Genomic DNA, 16,673 nt, shown 5'->3' with positions numbered 1-16,673 from the left:
CCGTGCTTTCGCCCGAGTCCGCCGCCGTCGTCCGCGCCACCCTGCCCGCCGTGGGCGGCGCACTCGACGAGATCACGACCCGCTTCTGCTCCACCATGTTCACCGGGCAAACCGGCCTGTCGGACGGGCCGTTACCGGGACTCTTGCAGAAAGTCCCGGCGTTCACGCCGGGGATGATTGCATCTCAAAACTGCTCTGACGTGCACGTTAGAGCGGACGTTTTTGCTGCTCGATGTACTGGCGGACGATCGCCAACGGTGCTCCGCCGCACGATGCGGAGAAGTACGAGGGCGACCACAGGTGCCCGTGCATGATGGCGCGGTTGATCCGGCCGGTGAACTCCTGCCGTATCCGGCGGGCGGAGACGCCCTTGAGGCTGTTGACCAGTTTGGAGACGGCGACCTTGGGCGGGTAGTGCACCAGCAGGTGGACGTGATCGCGTTCGCCGTTGAACTCCTTCAGCTCCGCCTCGAAATCCTCGCACACCTTGCGCATGATCTCTTCGCAGCGCGTCAGCATCTCCTCGTCGAACACCCCGCGCCGGTACTTCGTCACGAAGACCAAGTGCACATGCATCACCGAAACAACGTGCCTGCCACGCCTGTAATCGTTCGACCCTCCAGGAGATCAACCGTCAGTAGGATCTTGGGCGTGCAGCTGCGCTACAACTACCGGGCCTATCCGGACGCTTCCCAGCGCCGGGCGCTGGCAGGGGCGTTCGGGTGCGCCCGCGTGGTATGGAACGACTGTCTGCGCGATCGGAAAGAAGCGCACGCGGCGGGACTGCCGTATGTGAAGTCGGCCGAGCTGTCCCGGCTGCGCATCACCCAGGCCAAGCACACCGCCGAACGCGCCTGGCTCGCCGACGTCTCAGCGGTCGTCCTGCAACAGTCCCTGCGGGACCTGGACACCGCCTACAAGAACTTCTTCGACAGCCTCAAGGGCAAGCGGCCCGGCCACAAGGTCGGCCCTCCCCGCTACAAGTCGAAGAAAGACACCCGGCAGTCGATCCGCCTCAACACCAACGCCTTCTCCCTGAAGGACAACGGCAGGATGTACGTGGCCAAGGTCGGCAACCTCGAGGTGAAGTGGTCCCGCCGGCTTCCGGCCGCACCCGGCTCGCCAAGTCCGTGCACGACGCGGGATGGTCCGCGTTCGTCGGCATGCTGCAGTACAAGGCGGCTCTGCACGGCCGCGCCTTCGCCAAGGTGGACCGCGATTCCCCCTCCTCGCGGGTCTGCTCGGCCTGCGGATTCCGGGACGGTCCCAAGCCCCCGCATGTCCGGGAGCGGACGTGCGGCGCATGTGGCACCGTGCACGACCGCGACCACAACGCAGCCCGCAACGTCCCCTTCGGACGCACTCCACTCGCACATCGATCCCGGGAAACAGCACAGCCTCGACCGTCTTGCTCGCCATGCCGGGACACACTCTGCCGAAACGGTCCCTCGCTCACTTCGCTGACCTGGGGATTCACAGAACTGCGGCCAGAACCATTCTCAAATATCGCCGTCAGCGTTCGCTGGCGGTCCGCTCGTCGTCGACCGCTTTCTGCCCAAACCGCGGGGCACAGAGGGGGTGCGTCGCAGACACCTGTGCCGCACGGCGGGGCCCCGCCGCTGTCAGCGGGCCCCGCCGGGGTGCGGCGTCGTCGGTTTCGGTCAGACGGGTGCCGGCCGGGATCGGTCACCCGTGGGTTCGAGGCGGACGACGATGCCCTTCGACGTGGGCTGGTTGCTTACGTCGGCGACGCTGTCGAGCGGCACCAGGACGTTCGTCTCCGGGTAGTAGGCAGCGGCCGAACCCTTGGCCGCCGGGTAGGACACGACCTCGAAGTTCTCGGCCCGGCGCTCGGTGCCGTCCTCCCAGACGCTCACCAGGTCCACGCGATCGCCCTGGGCGAGGCCCAGTTCGGACAGGTCGGCCGGGTTGACGAGGATCACGTGGCGGCTGCCGTGGATGCCGCGGTAGCGGTCGTTGTTGGTGTACGGGACGGTGTTCCACTGGTCGTGCGAGCGCAAGGTCTGCAGCAGCAGGTGACCCTCGGGGGCCCGGGGGACCACCCGCTCGTTGCAGGTGAACCGGGCCTTGCCGGTCTCGGTCCTGAACACGCCCTCGTTGACCGGGTTGGGGAGCTGGAAGCCTCCCGGACGGGTCACCCGGGCGTTGAAGTCGTGGAAGCCCGGCACGATCCGGGAGATGCTGTCGCGGATGGTGTTGTAGTCGCCCTCGAACTTGGTCCAGGGGATGTCGCCCTCGCCGCCGAGGCTCAGCCGGGCGAGCCGGCACAGGATGGCGACCTCGCTCAGCAGCACCCGCGAGGCCGGTTCGAGTCGTCCCTGGGAGGTGTGCACCTCGCTCATGGAGTTCTCGACGGTGACGAACTGCTCGCCGTCGGCCTGGACATCACGCTCGGTGCGTCCCAGCGTCGGCAGGATCAGGGCGGTGTCGCCGCAGACGGTGTGCGAGCGGTTGAGCTTGGTGGAGATGTGGGCGGTCAGCCGGCACGAACGCATCGCCTTCTCGGTGACCTCGCTGTCGGGCGCTGCGCGCACGAAGTTCCCGGCCAGGGCGAGGAAGACCTTGACGCGGCCCTCCAGCATCGCCTTGATCGAGTTCACCGAGTCCAAGCCGTGCGGGCGCGGCGGATCGAAGCCGAACTCCTCCTGAAGGGCGTCCAGGAAGGTGTCCGGCATCTGCTCCCAGATGCCCATGGTGCGGTCGCCCTGGACGTTGCTGTGGCCGCGTACCGGGCAGGCGCCCGTGCCGGCGCGCCCCAGATTGCCGCGCAGCATCAAGAAGTTGACGATCTCCCGGATGGTAGGTACGCCGTGCTTGTGCTGGGTGATGCCCATCGCCCAGCACACGATGACGCGTTCGCTCCGCAGGACCTCGTCGCGGACCTTCTCGATCTCCTCGCGGGTCAGCCCCGTCGCCGCGCGCACGTCGTCCCAGTCGACGGTGCGGGCGTGCCGGGCGAACTCCTCGAAACCGGAGGTGTGGGCGTTGATGAAGTCGTGGTCCAGGACGGTGCCGGGACGCGCGTCCTCCGCCTCCAGCAACAGCCGGTTCAGTGCCTGGAACAGGGCGAGGTCTCCGCCCGGCTTGATGTGCAGGAAGCGGTCGGCGATCTGGGTGCCCCGCCCCACGACCCCACGCGGCTTCTGCGGGTTCTTGAAGCGTCGCAGCCCCGCCTCCGGCAACGGGTTCACCGCCACGATGCGGCCGCCGTTGCGCTTGGCCTCCTCCAGGGCCGAAAGCTGCCGCGGGTGATTGCTGCCCGGGTTCTGCCCGACCAGGAAGATCAGGTCCGCGTGGTGGAGGTCGTCGAGACTCACGGTGCCCTTGCCGACGCCCAGCGTCTCGTTCAGGGCGAAGCCGCTGGACTCGTGGCACATGTTGCTGCAGTCGGGCAGGTTATTGGTGCCGTAGGCCCGGGCGAAGAGTTGGAAGACGAAGGCGGCCTCGTTGCTGGCCCGGCCGGAGGTGTAGAAGACCGCCTCGTCGGGCGAGTCCAGCCCCCGGAGTTCCTGCGCCAGGACGCCCAGGGCGTCGTTCCAGCCAATGGGCTCGTAGCGGTCCGACCCGGGCCGTTTGATCATCGGCTCGGTGAGCCGGCCCTGCTGGTTGAGCCACATGTCGGAGCGGGCGGCCAGATCGGACACGCTGTGCTCGCGGAAGAAGTCGGCGGTGATCCGGCGCGTCGTGGCGTCGTCGTTGATGTGCTTGGCGCCGTTCTCGCAGTACTCGTTGCGATGGCGCCGGCCCGGAGCGGGGTCCGCCCACGCGCAGCCGGGGCAGTCGACCCCGCCCACCTGGTTCATGGTGAGCAGGTCGACCCCGGTCTTGCGCGGGGAGGTCTGCTCCAGGGAGTACTCCAGCGCGTGCACGACGGCGGGAACCCCGGCCGCCCACTTCTTCGGCGGTGTCACGGAGAGGGAGGTCTCCGGCTCCTCACCGGGCGGGTTCTGCATCGCTTGGCCTTTCTCTTGCCGTGTGCGGTACGCGGGTCAGCCGACGGGCCACTGGGCGACACGGCTCCTGGGCGGTTCCGGGGTGTCGTGCTGAACCCGGCCGTTGCGGATGGTGCCGCGCCAGGCACCGCCCTCCTGACCGAGCCCTTCGATGAAGTGCTTGAAGCTCACCAGTTCCCCGCGCACCAGTCGCACGGTCAACCCCACGACCCTGGACGAGCGGGTGAGGACCTTCGCGGCCCCCTGCGGTTGGAGGAGTATCCGGACCGTGATCGCGGTGCCACCGGATTCCGTCGGCCTGAACTCGACCTCGCCCTGGTGGGTGGGGTGCTGCTCCAGGCCACGCCAGGCCAGGTAGGCGTCAGGGTCCTGTTCCAGGATCTCGACCGCGAAACGGTGACGCAGGGGGCCGTAGCCGATGGTCCACGCGGTGACGGTAGGCCTGATCTGCTCGACGTCGCGCACCACGGTCGAGAAGCGCGGGAACGTCTTGAACTGCGTCCACTGGTTGTAGGCCGTGCGGACCGGCACCGCGACCTCGACCGTCTCCTCGACGTGCCGCTCGCGCAACGGACGGCGGCGTGTGACGCCGTCGCCGTCAAAGCCCATGCCCGGGGTGTTCGGCACAGCCTGCCCACCGTCGTCTTCGTGCGCCATCATGGTCCTTCTTCCGGTGAGGGAGCCGGGCGTCCAAAGACCCGGCCCTCCCCTTATGGGGCAGGCATCTCTTCCGGTTCCCCGATCCCGGGTTTCGAAGTCACCCGACCGCGTAGGCGTCCCGGGCTGCTCGAAGGCATCACGCCCCGCGTGCAGCTGATCGAGCCGGACATGGCAGCCGGACATGGCCATGGCCGTCCTCGACCTCACCGGGGCCCTCCCGTACTGCAAGCGCGACGCCCGGGTCCTGACCGAAGTGGTCCAGGTGCGTGTGCTCGCCCATTCGGCCTGCACAGTTCTGAGGGGTGCGCTGGCAACCGGATGCTCGCTGCCATGGCCCGCGCCCTCACCCCGCCAGGCCGGCGCACCGTCATCGACGACTCCCCCGAGGCGATCGCCGCGTTCCTGCGGCCCCGGCCCGTACGGGAACTGCCCGGCGTGGGCACGAAAACGGCCGCGACGCTCGCCGAGTACGGCCTGCACACCGTCGCCGACGTCGCCGACGTCCCGCAGCCCACACCGCAGCGCGTCCTCGGCGCCCGCGCCCTCCACGAGCACGCCCGCGGCCGCGGCACCACGGTCGTCGACCCCACCCCGGCACCGGCGAGCCTCAGCACGGAGCACCGCTTTGCCCGCGACGAACTCGCCCCGGCCGCCCACCGGCGCGTCCTCCTCGCCCTCGGCGCCCACCTGTCCCTGCCCTGCTCCGCAGGAGCTTCGTTTCCTCCCCGGCCTGAAGGCCGGAGTATCCACGAAAAAGTTCTGATGAAGGATCCAGGGCCAGCCAGGGACAACTTGTCCCCGGTTGAAATCACCCTTCATCCGCTTCTCGGTTCGCGTCAAGATCGCTCCGTCGAACAGAGGAGGTTGGACCCGGGCATCACCGAGTACGTACTGCTGGCCCGGCTGACCGCCGGCGAACGGCCGGAGACCCGGCTGGCGTTCCTCTTTCGCGGCCAGCGGGCGATCGCCGACCAGGCGGCCACCCGCCCTCTCGCCCGCAACCACGAGCGACTGGCCCGCAAGCACGGCGGCGGCACGTTCGTGCTGCTGCTGAAGGTGGTCAACTCCTCGGCGCACGGGCCGGACGTGGTGGAACTGGTCGGCGACGTGAGCCGGGCCGCGGCGCCCCCCTGCCGGTCCCGGACCGACATCCGGAGCCGGGCCCGCCCCGGCTCAGTCGGCCATCTCCACCTCGGGCGACACCTCGAACCGGTTGAAGATCATCCAGGCCACCTGCACCTGCTCCCGCAGACAGGACAGCCCCTCGGCCACACCGACCCTGACCTCCGTCTCCCCTTCCTCCACGACCCGGGAGACGGCGACTTCGAGAGTGCCGGCGTCGCCCAGCGGATAACCGAACCAGCCGTCACCGCCCGCCCCCGCCTCCAGCCCCGCTTCGAAGGCTCCCCAGTCGGAGCCGTCGAAGCGGTACCCGATGATTTCCGACAGGGCGACGAGGAATCCCTTCAGGTTGTCGCGCTTGAGCCAACCGTCGATGTATTCCACGATCACACCACCTATCCGGCGCTCGGCGGACCGACCGGCCACGCGTGGATCATCCGGCCTTCGCGGGTGACCCGGAGCCAGTTCGTCAGCTCTCCGCTCCGCCCCACGACCCCGACCGGGCCGTTCTCGACATACACCCTGGCCTTGTTCCCCTTCCACAGACCGTTCGCGTCCGCGTACGCGGCGGCGTCCAGAGTCACTTTCTCGGCTTCGACATGGAACAGGAACTGGCTCTTTCCGGTGTTGGTCTTCCCGTTCATGTGCGGCTCCATCGCCTTCCGGCGCACAGTGTAGGCGTCGTTGGTCCAGTTGCCCTTGGGGTTCACGTACGGCCGGGTGGCCTTCCCCTTCAGCAGGCCGTTGTGCCCGATGACGGCGGCCACCGCCGAGGGGACCAGGTACTCGTCGCTGGAGATGTCGTAGCCCTGCTCGGCCACCCACTGGTCGAACTGCGCCCCGTAGTCACAGCCCGGCGTTCCCGGACCGCCGCCCCAGCAGTCCTCGTCCCAGATCCAGCCGGCGTACTCGACCGCGTGCGGGACGTTGCTGATGGCGCCGTAGAAGACCTCGCCGACGCTGCGGCAGACGCTGGACAGGAAACCCCAGTCCTTGCAGCCGTCGTTGACTTGGACGGCCTTCTGCTGCTGTGCGGAGCCGCCGCTCTTGTCCATGGAGAAGCCGCCGCCCCCGCTGGAGCCGGTACCGCCACCGCCTCGGCCCCCACCGCCCGACGTGCCCCCCGTGTACTCCGGGCACTGCGGGTTGATCAGGCTCGGGCAGGCGTACACGGGCTTGACGGCCTCGCCGGGCCGGCCGTTGCCCGGGGTGCCGTCGGGGCGGGTCGGGCAGGCTACGCCGAACTGCGGGCCGCAGGCCAGCCCCAGGCCGCTGGGGTCCGCCTGGGTGACCGGGTTCTGGGCCGCGTAGCTATAGCCGTTGAGGGTCTGCGGGATATCCGTCTGCAGCAGTGGGTCGACGCTGATGAACTGGCCGATCCCGGCGTCGTACTCGCGTGCGCCGACATGGGTGAGGCCGGTGCTGTCGTCGGTGGACTTGCCGAGGAACGCCTTGTCGTCGGGCCAGTTCGTGGTGGTGTCGCCCCGTTCGGCGCCGAAGGGACTCAGGTACCGCTTCGTCAGCGCCTGGTCGTCGGAGGTGATCGCCACCGTGTCGGTGCCGTGCTGGTCACCGACCAGGTAGGAGGTCTCCGCCGTGCCGGACTGGTTGCTGCACAGGGCGACGGTCTCGCCGCCGTGGGTGTAGTACCGGTTGGCCCAGGTCTTGCCGCCCTTCAGGTGCACCTCGGTGGCGCCGAGGTAGAGGACCGTCTCGCCGCCGCCGGAGGTGTCCCGGCGGATGAGCAGGCTGCCGTCGGCGCCGTAGAGGTAGTCCGTGGCGCGGGCGGCGCCGTCCGGGTCCTCGGTCAGGCGGCTGAGCTTGCCCTCGCTGTTCCAGTCGAGTCGCTGGGTCGTGCTGCCGTCCGGGCGCTCGGTGGTGTTGCCGTCGGCGTCGTAGGCGTACTCGGCGCCCGCGTCGGCGCAGGTGCCGGGGGTCGTGGCGAGCAGGGTGTGGGGCTGGACGGTGCCTTCCCTGTAGCAGTAGGTGGTGGTGGCCGGGCCGCCGCTGCCGTGCGTGGTCTCGGTCGCCCGCTGGCCGGCGTCGTCGTAGGTGTAGCTGGTCCAGTACGGGGCGGCGCCGCCCAGGCCGGCGGTGGTGCGCCCGTCGGTCGCGCAGTCGCCGGTGGCCGGCGTCCACGCCTCGGTCAGGCGCTGGTGGCCGTCGTGGGCGAAGCACTGGGTGTCGGCCTGGCCGGCGCCCGCCAGGGTGGTGGTGTCGGAGATCTTGGTGACGTTGCCGGCGTCGTCGTAGCCGTAGTGCAGGTTGAGCGCGTCGTAGGCGTGGGTTTGCGCGTGCACCTGGGTCTGCAGGAGGCGGTGGGTGCCGTCCTCGTAGCCGTACGCGATGTCGACCTTGTTGGTGCCGGTGGCCTCGGAGGCGCCCAGCCGGAGCGTGGAGACCTGGCCGAGGTCGGTGTAGGTGGTGTTCAGGACGATGCCCTTGCCACCGGCGGTGAGGGTGGTGGGCAGGCCCTGGGTGGAGTAGTCGTACTCGACGGTCTCCGCCGCGAGGCCGCCGGCCGCCGGTTCGGTGGTCTGCTCGAGCGTGCCGTCGATCTTGTAGTGGGCGGTGAAGGCCAGGGTGTCGGAGTCCAGGGCGCCCGAGGTGACCAGTTGCTCGTCGGCGGGCAGGGTGAGCTTGGACCCGGTGACGTTGTAGCGGCTGTCGTACTCGGTGATGGTCTGCGTGTACGCCTTGCCGCCGGCTCCCCCGACATAGCGGGTGGAGGTGGCCGCCTGACCCTTGCCGGAGGGGACGGTGTCGTAGGTGAAGTGGGTGAGCTTGTTGGCGTCCGTCTTCTGCGCCGCGAGGACCGTGGCGTTCGTCAGGTCGGCGCCGGCCGCCGCCTGCCAGGTGTCGGTGACCCGGCCGAGCACGTCGTAGGCGGAGATCACCGCCTGCCCGCCGGCCGACTTCACCCAGGCTTCCTTGTCCAGCGCCGTGTACCCGGTGGTCGTGGTCCCCTTGTCCGGGTCGGCCGCCGAGACCTCACGGCCGTACAGGTCGTAGGTGTACGACCACACGGCGCCGTCCGGCCCGGAGACCGTCTTCTGCTTGTCGGCGGGCGTGTAGGTGTACCGGGTCCTGGTGAAGCCGGCGCCCACCCCGCCGCCGTAGTCGCTGTCGGTGGGCGAGGTGCTCGCGTACTGGCGGGTCTCGACCGTGCGGCCGAGGGCGTCGGTGATCGTACGGGTGGCCGAGCCGCCGGCGACGGCGCTGGTGGCGGTGGAGTCACCGGTGTAGGTGGTGCTGGTCTGCCACTTCTGCACGCCGCCGACCAGGAAGGCCGTGCTGGTCGGGCGTCCGGCGGCGTCGTACCCGGTTCTGGTCAGGCTGGGCGCCTCTCCGTACTCGGTCTGCGCGTACGTTCCCGAGGGCGCGGCGGTGTCGAAGATGTCGGCGTACGCCTCGTAGGCCAGGCCCCGGTCGTCGTAGCGGGTGTCGGTGAGGATGCGGCCGCTGGTGGCGCCGGGGGTCTGGGTCTGCAGGGTGCGCAGCAGCGAGTCGTAGATGGTGTAGGAGGTGGAGTAGGTCGCGCCGTCCGCCTTCAGGGTCCCGGTGGAGGTCCAGGACGGGGCGGTACGGGAGAGGGAGTAGCCGAAGACGTAACTGGCGCTCTGCTCGCCGGCGCGGCTGCGGTTGGGCAGCCACACGGAGGTGGTGCGGCCCAGCGCGTCGTACTCGGTCTCCGTGACCCGGTTGTTCGGGTCGAAGGTCTTGGTGGTCTGGCCCCGGGCCGGGTCGATGTAGGCGTAGGTGCTGTAGAGCTTGGCGTCCTTGGTCTGGGTGCGGGTGAGCGGGCCGGTGGCGGCCGGGGTGTAGGTGACGGTCGTCGGGTTGCCGGTGGCGTCCGTGGTGGTCAGCGGACGGCCGAGGGTGTCGTACGTGATGCGGCTGACGGTCGCCCAGGACGGGGCGCGTTCACCGCCGGTGGTGGCGGCCGGGTAGCCGGATGCCCGGCCGTGCCAGGTCGGCTCGCCCTTGGTGGGGGTCTGGGTCGCGGACCAGGCGGTGGCGCTCGCTGAGTCGTAGACGGTGGCGGTGTCGGTCACGACGTCACCGGCGCTCGCCGTGCTCGTGGGCAACGACAGGTCCGCCTCGGCGACGGAGCAGGCCCGGCCCACCGTGCGGGTGCGTGAGGTGAGGGAGTTGATGCCGAGGCTGTCGTTGCGGGCGTACCAGGTGCGGGTGCAGGTCTCGTCGCCGGTCTTGGCGGTGTCCCCGGTGCTCTCGGCCTTGACGGCCATGCCGTAGTCGTCGTAGGTGGTGGCGGAGGCGGTGGAGCGCCAGGACCGGGTGGCCGTGAGGTAGGTGTGGCCGGTGGTGCGGGCGGTGCGGATGTAGTACGCCTCGGTGTCGGCGTACGACTTGTGCTGGGTAGCGGTCCGCTTCGACCAGGGGTCGCTGACGGTGACGGAGACCGGGGTCGAGCCGTTGTAGGTGATCTCCTGGCGGAGGAAACCGGCCAACTGCTCGCCGTCGCTCTGTTCGGGTACGTCCAGACCGGTGAGGTCCTTGCCGGGGACGGTCGCGGTGCGGCGGGCGTCGGCGTCCAGGGTGCCGTCGGCGGCCAGCAGCCGGTCGCCGTTCATGCCCTGGAGGTAGACCGAGGTCTTCTTCGACAGGTTGGTGCCGGAGCCCTGGGTGACGGTGACGGTGCGGTAGCCGCGCCAGATCGACCAGGTGCGTTCGTCGGCCGGGGTGAAGGGCGAGTCGTTGTAGTGCCAGGCCGGGGTGGCGTAGGCGTAGTGGCTCTCCATGGTCGCGCCGTGGCCGGTGGGGTCGCTGGTGACCACGTCGGTGACGCGGTACTTGTGGAACCAGTCGAGGGTGGCTTCCTCGGCGCCGTTGACGTGCCAGTACTGCGGGTAGCAGGACGACGTGTTCTGGTCCTCGGCGGTGGGTACGGAGGTGCTGCGCACGCACTCGGGGTCCGAGAGGGTCACGTCGGTGATGGCGCCGGTCTCCGAGGTGACGGTGCGGATGCGGGGCCTGGTCAGCGGCAGGATGTCGTCGCGGTCGCCGTCCACCCGGTTGGGCCGCATGTCGTAGGTGAAGCCGACCGGGTCCAGGCCGATCGCCGTGCCGTTCTTGCCGGTGCGCCTGACGCTCTTGAGGGTCAGGGTCTGGTCGGTGGTGTCACCGATGTCCCCGCCGTCCAGGAACTCCTGGGTCAGGTCCCAGGCGTCGACCGCCGTGAACGCGCTGGTGGCGGCGGACCAGACGGAGGTGTCGATGCCGGTCAGCCGCTTGCGGCTGAAGAAGGACGGGCCGGTGGCGGGGCAGTCGTCGCCCGAGGCGCAGATCGAGTCGAAGGGGACGTCCGGCCAGTTCGGCGCGGTGGAATCCTTGAGTTCCGAGCAGTCGGCGGCGGTGCAGCGCTCGGCGTAGCTGAAGTCGACCTTGCCGGAGGTCACGCCGGTGAACAGGGCGTCCGCGCGCTGTCCGTAGAGGATCTTGGTGAGGTAGCCGCCCCGGGTGTAGGAGGTGGTGGCGGTGTCCGCGCCGTTCTTGGCGTAGGAGTTGGTCTCCTTGGTGTACCAGTACGACATGGCGTTGTCGTGCAGGTCCTCGACGTAGTCCAGGTTCCACCGCCACGCCTGGGTGACGGACCGGTCGGCGAACGTACCGCCCTGGCTGTAGCCGGGCTCACCGGAGTCGTCGCCGAAGACGGGGACGGTCCACACCGAGTTGGTGCGCTGGGTGTCGGCTCCGGCCAGTTTGTTCAGGCCGAAGACGTAGCGGGTGCCGTCGCCGGTGGTGACGGTCCAGTGCTCGCCGTTGTCGTCACCGTTGTCGGCGCCGGTGGACAGGGTCACCGTGGAGGCGTCGTCGTTCTTCAGCCGCCACTTGCCCGTGCTGTCGTCCTTGACCAGTTCGGAGGACTTGCCGTTCAGGACGAGGCTGGCGTTGTCGAACTTCCAGCACAGGTCGAACTTGTCCTTCTGTCCGTCCTCGTCGCACGACCCGTAGGCGCGTTCGACGTAGGAGTCGGCGGTGGAGGTGAAGCCCTCGCCTATCTGGGTGGCCTGGTTGTTCGTCGACGCGGTCTTGCCGTCGACCGCGCCGGAGTCGTAGTTCAGGGACAGGTCGAGGGACGGGCCGGGTGCGGGCGGGAGCTGGAGCGGGTCAGACCAGGTGAACGCCCCGGAGGAGCCGCCCGCCGTCCAGGTGGACGCCGGGGAGAGCGGGGTGGCCGTGTAGGTGCCGGAGCCGGACGCGGACTCGCCCGAGGCGGTGGCGGCGAGGGCCAGCACGGTGGGGGCGATGGCCGACAGGGTCACGGTGCCGGTGACGGTCCGCGCGGAGACGTCGTTGGCCGAGGCCACCTCGGTGGTGGTGCGGCACTCGGCCTTCTCCGGCGTGGTCAGCGCGCACCCGGGCAGCCGGACCAGGCCCAGCCGGCCCGACCAGCCGCCGCCGTACGCGGAGGCGAACCGGCTGTAGTCCACGCTGATGTCGGCGCGGCCGGCGCCCTCGGTGGCCTCGGCGGACAGCAGGACGCCCTTGACTCCGGCGTCGGCGGCGGCCTGGTGGCTCAGTACCCGCACCCGCACGGTGCCGTCGGCGGACGACTCGGCCGACTCGGGGGCGGCGACGGCGACGGGGAGGCCGCCGACCTCGGCCGGGGCCTTGCCGCGCGCGGCCGAGACGGATATCCGGCCGCTGCCACCCCGTGGCCAGGCAGCCCGCTGCTCGGCCTCGGCGTGCTCGGCCTCGGCCTGGTTCCGCTTCCTCCCGGCGGACACGACCGCGCGCTGCGCCTTGGCGCCGAGCCCGGTCACCGTCTCGGTCTCAGTGATGTGCCGTTCCCACAACGGCTTCAGGTCGGCCGGGCCGTCCGCCGCCCGGGCGACCGGCGTCAGACCGCCGACGGTCACCGCCGCCGACACCAGCACGAGCATCACATCTCTGGCGCGAGCATGCCAACCGCGGCCGCGTGGCATCCGTCTTCCGAACACGAACAACCCCCATCAGGGTCACGGGTCAACTGAGAGTGAGGAGCGGGCGGCGGGACGGCCGGGCACGGTGGCCGGCCGTCCCGCCGGATCAACCGGACACGTCGTCGTTCTCGTCGTCCTGGGCGAGACCCACCATGTCGCTGACCTGGGCGCTGTCGGCGGCGGCGCCGGCCCAGACCCGGATGTCCGTGATCCGGCCGGGCAGGTGGTGGCCCCAGGTGCCGTCGACGAAGCCCATGCCGCCGGCGAACTGTCCGGCCCCGACGACCGCGGTGTACGCGGTGTCCTCACCGTTCTGCACGGAGGCGAGGTAGAGCCGGATCGTGCCCTCCTGGGCGTCGTACACCCCGGTCAGGCGTACCGCGCCGTCGGCGGCCGCCTCCTCGGAGTCGACGGCGGTGAACGAGCCGTCGTCGTTCAGGCGGCCGAAGCGCCAGAACCCGACGGGCCGGGTCAGCAGGTCTCCCGTCTCCTCGTCGACGTACTCCTCGGAACCGGTGCGCTGGTACCACAGGCCCCACGCGGAACCGTCCGCCGAGCGCTGTCCGAGCACCTGGGCGGCGTAACCCTCCGCCTTGCCGTCCAGCACCGTCCGGTCCAGTTCGACCTCGGTGGTCACCGTGAACGACTCCCGGTCGTCAACGAGGGGGCCGGGCGTGGTGACCGAGTCGTCGGCGCCGTCCAGCACGATCGCGTCGTCGGTGACCGCCGCGCCGCCGTTCAGCTGGAGCGGGCGGCCGTAGCCGCTGACCGTGTCGGCGAGGGCGGCGGTGCCGGTGCTGCCCTGCGGCTGCCAGGCGGCCACGAGTTCCACCGCGCGGGCGGTCCCGTCCGCGGTCAGCAGCTTGGCCACCTTGGCGACCTCGGCGTCCGGCAGCGCGCTCTGGTACGTGGCGACCTCGTCGACGCGGCCCTTCCAGTAGTTGTTGTACGCGCCGCCGGTGGTGCCGGCGCGGCCGACCTGGAAGCCGCCGTCCACCACGGTCGGCAGGCCGGCGTCCGGCACCGGCACCGGGTCGCCCTGCCGCTTGCCGTTGACGAAGAGGCTCAGCGTGTGGGCGTCACCGTCGTAGACGCCGGCCAGGTGGGTCCAGGCCTTCAGGGTGATGCCCGGGGTGGCGTCCGCGTTGGCGCCGATGTACTTGCGGGTGCCGTTCTCGTACCAGTGCATCAGGAACACCCAGCGGCCGATGCCGGGCGAGTAGTACAGCGAGAACCCCTTGTTGTCGCTCCCGGCCTGGGACAGCACGGTCCGGAACGCCGTGTCGTCCGTCGGATAGGCCCAGGCCGAGACCGTGAACGACGACTGCGAGTTGACCACGGGGCCCGAGGAGTCCGCGTAGCCGCTCTGGTTGGCGGTGTTGGTGGTGTCGTTCAGCCACAGCGAGCGACCCGCGTCACCGGTCCTGGAGAACGACGACCAGCCCGCGCCACCGGTGCGCAGCGTGAGGCTGTGCCGGCTGCCCGGCGCGGTCCCCGTGTCGGCGGCGGACGTCGCGCCCGAGCCAGGCGCGGAGTCGTCGAAGTGCCACAGCCCGGACGGCCCCTCGCCCTCCGCCACGTTGAACCGGACCGCCGTGGTCTCACCGGACTGGCCGGTGCCGACGCTGTCGACCGCCCGCACATACAGGACCTGCACCCCGGAGAGCGCAGGCTTGACCGAGCGGGTGAGCGTGCTGGTCGCCGTCGCCTTGGTCCAGGTCTTGTCGGTGGCGAGCTTGTACTCGAAGGCGACGACGTTGGCGTCGGCCGCGTTCTTGGCGAAGGTGAACTGTCCCGCGACACCCGGACCGCCGGTGGCCGCGCCGCAGCCGTCACCGTCGTCCGGGCACAGCGCGTACACCGCTCCGGTGGGGACGGTGACCGTCGGCGCCTTCGGACGGGTGGAGTCGACCGTGAAGTAGCACCAGCCCTTCGTCGTCATGGTGCTGTGGCTCTCGATCGCGCTGTCGCCGCCGTTGTAGTACGAGCGCGTGAACACGGCCATCCGGTAGGAGGTGTTCTGGGCCAGCGTGACCGGGGAGTCCACGGTCACCACCGCGTTGTCGCCCACATAGCCGCTGGACGGGCGGACCGGCTCGGTCGCCACCACGGTCCAGCCGTCGGCCGTCTTGCGCTGCACGTAGAACCGGGCCCGCAGGCTCGCCCCGCTCTCACCGCCCGAGGCCGCCTGTACCCGGGCGCTGAACCTGGGTGTCGGGTCGGAGATCCACGCCGGGTCGGCCGCGTCGGTCTCGCACGAGGAGGCGACGGTCGGGCTGGTCGGCACGGCGGGCAGACCCACGTAGGTGACGGCCAGCACGGCGTCGTTGCGGAACCGCTTCCACGCCGACGCGTCCGACTCGTCCTTCGCCTTGAGCATCAGGGTCAGCCGGGAGAACTTGCCGTCGGCGAAGTTCCTCACCGTCGGCGTGAGGTTCTCGTAGCTCTCGTTCGGGTCGTCGTTGAACTCGATCGGGGCCGCCGGAGTGTCCGGATCGCACGACGAACCACGGCCTGCGGAAACGTTTCGGTCACCGACCAGATCGAGATGGGCGGGGCGCGAGGCCCAGGTGGTGGACGAGGAGATGTTGTTGGTCCGGTACAGCTGGACCCATCGCGGATCGCACTGGAACGCCCACGGCTCGGTCACCCGGAACGTGGCGTCCAGCACTCGCTTTCCCTTGAGACTGGCCGGCGAGAATTCGAAGTACAGGCGCTGGCTGTAACCCGGGCCGCAGTAATAGCCGCTCCAGGTGCCGCATTTGCCGACACCTTTGCCCAGATCGTCGTCGCCGTTGCCCCAGCCGTAGGACTCGTACCCGTCCGAGCGCAGCAGGGTCCGCTCCGCCTCGCCCCAGGTGACGGTGGGGTCGATGTACAGCGGGAAGTGCTGCTCGTCGGTGTGGGCGAGCAGGTCCGCGTCGGGCGTGACGGTGAACGAGTCCTCGTCCACGCTGACGTCCATCGGCTTGACCGTGTCACCGGCCATCGGCTCGGCTCCGGGCCGGCCGTCGTCGGCTCCGTCACCGGGGCCGGCCGCCGGGCCGGCCGCGCGCAGCGCGGAGGTGACCACCGCCGGGCCGGTCGTCGCGGCGCCCGCCGAGTCCCACATCTGGGCCCTCGGCGCGCGGAACACCCAGTTGCCGTCGGCGTCGACGGCGTTGTAGCCGCCGCTGCTGTTCTCGACGACGCTCAGCTCGGACGTCCGCAGGGAGTACTCGATCCGCTCCAGTTCGGGCAGGGCCGCCGCCTCGGGGGTCTTGACGACCAGGACGTGCCGGAAGCCCTCGGTGGACGCCGTGACCTGGAGGTCGACGTCCTGGAGGACGTCGCGGTACACGGCGCTGGTGCCGGCCAGTTCGGGTTCCGGCAGGGTGCCCAGCCACCCCAGCGCCAGGGACTGGCCGCCCTGCCCGATGCGGGCCAGCGGCTGGTCGTCGCCTCCGCCGGAGAACGCCATGTCGACGGCGGCGGCCTTCGGCGCCACCGTGCCGTCCGCGCGGCGCACCAGGGTGGCGTCCGGTGTCTGCCAACCGCCGTCGGACGTCGCCACCCGCACCGGCACCGCCGACTGCTCCAGGGTGAAGGACTCCCCGTCCGGGTTGGCGTACACGGTGGTGTCCGGCGACCGCTCGCCCAGCACCTCGACGCGCTCGCCCGTCTCACTGGCCTTCGCCAGCGCCTGCGCGGCCTCGCTCGGCGCGGCTCCGCTCGGCGCGGCGGCGGGAGCGTCCCCGGCCGCGGCGGCGACCCCGGCGGTGGACCCGGCCAGCAGGGCCACGGCGGTCATGACCGCTGCTATGCCGTCCGGCCATGCATGTCTTCGAAATCGCCCACGCACCGGCCCCACCCCATTTTCCCATGTAAAGGATCAATAAGCGCCCCAGGACCAGCCACATACAACATCAATTCGCTGCACATGACAAGCGATCTTCACATGGATCTCCGCAAGAGAAACGGAAATTGAATG

5 protein-coding genes and 5 pseudogenes are annotated in these 16,673 nt (G+C 70.2%); 4 read left to right on the top strand and 6 right to left on the bottom strand.

Going from position 1 to position 16,673, the window contains the following annotated elements; genetic code table 11:
* Nucleotides 1-2: 2 nt before the first annotated feature.
* Nucleotides 3-128: pseudogene (locus ACH4F6_RS32635) on the top strand (hemin transporter); the annotation flags it as partial.
* Between the two features lie 79 nt (nt 129-207).
* Here ACH4F6_RS32635 and tnpA read toward each other — a convergent pair.
* Nucleotides 208-612, bottom strand: a pseudogene (gene tnpA, locus ACH4F6_RS32630) (IS200/IS605 family transposase); the annotation flags it as partial.
* Between the two features lie 39 nt (nt 613-651).
* Between tnpA and ACH4F6_RS32625 the strand changes: the two are divergent.
* A pseudogene (locus tag ACH4F6_RS32625) lies at nt 652-1,349 on the top strand (RNA-guided endonuclease InsQ/TnpB family protein); the annotation flags it as partial.
* A 312-nt stretch (nt 1,350-1,661) separates the two neighbouring features.
* Here ACH4F6_RS32625 and ACH4F6_RS32620 read toward each other — a convergent pair.
* The gene (locus ACH4F6_RS32620) at nt 1,662-3,974 is read right to left on the bottom strand and encodes an FdhF/YdeP family oxidoreductase (protein WP_397963984.1); all 2,313 of its coding nucleotides are present in this window, start codon (nt 3,972-3,974) and stop codon (nt 1,662-1,664) included.
* Nucleotides 3,975-4,010: 36 nt separating this feature from the next.
* Nucleotides 4,011-4,631 (bottom strand): SRPBCC family protein, encoded by a 621-nt coding sequence (locus tag ACH4F6_RS32615; protein ID WP_397963983.1) that lies wholly within the window; start codon nt 4,629-4,631, stop codon nt 4,011-4,013.
* Between the two features lie 171 nt (nt 4,632-4,802).
* On the opposite strand from ACH4F6_RS32615, the pseudogene ACH4F6_RS32610 reads away from it, so the two are divergent.
* Both ACH4F6_RS32610 and ACH4F6_RS32605 read left to right on the top strand, forming a co-directional pair.
* A pseudogene (locus ACH4F6_RS32610) lies at nt 4,803-5,099 on the top strand (hypothetical protein); the annotation flags it as partial.
* Nucleotides 5,100-5,486: 387 nt separating this feature from the next.
* A pseudogene (locus ACH4F6_RS32605) lies at nt 5,487-5,765 on the top strand (hypothetical protein); the annotation flags it as partial.
* Nucleotides 5,766-5,807: 42 nt separating this feature from the next.
* Here the strand turns inward: ACH4F6_RS32605 and ACH4F6_RS32600 are convergent.
* The 3 genes from ACH4F6_RS32600 to ACH4F6_RS32590 form a co-directional block, all read right to left on the bottom strand.
* On the bottom strand, nt 5,808-6,140 hold the full coding sequence (locus tag ACH4F6_RS32600) for a hypothetical protein (RefSeq protein ID WP_397963982.1): 333 nt from the start codon (nt 6,138-6,140) through the stop codon (nt 5,808-5,810).
* An 11-nt stretch (nt 6,141-6,151) separates the two neighbouring features.
* Nucleotides 6,152-12,664, bottom strand: a complete 6,513-nt coding sequence (locus ACH4F6_RS32595; protein WP_397963981.1) for an RHS repeat-associated core domain-containing protein — start codon at nt 12,662-12,664, stop codon at nt 6,152-6,154.
* A gap of 145 nt (nt 12,665-12,809) precedes the next feature.
* Nucleotides 12,810-16,493, bottom strand: a complete 3,684-nt coding sequence (locus ACH4F6_RS32590) for a LamG-like jellyroll fold domain-containing protein (RefSeq protein WP_397963980.1) — start codon at nt 16,491-16,493, stop codon at nt 12,810-12,812.
* Between the last annotated feature and the right edge of the window lie 180 nt (nt 16,494-16,673).

It is taken from the genome of Streptomyces sp. NPDC017936, assembly GCF_044328485.1.
Classification (GTDB): Bacteria; Actinomycetota; Actinomycetes; order Streptomycetales; family Streptomycetaceae; genus Streptomyces.
Note: the sequence above shows the minus strand (reverse complement) of the source record. Positions and strands in the feature narration are given on the sequence as shown.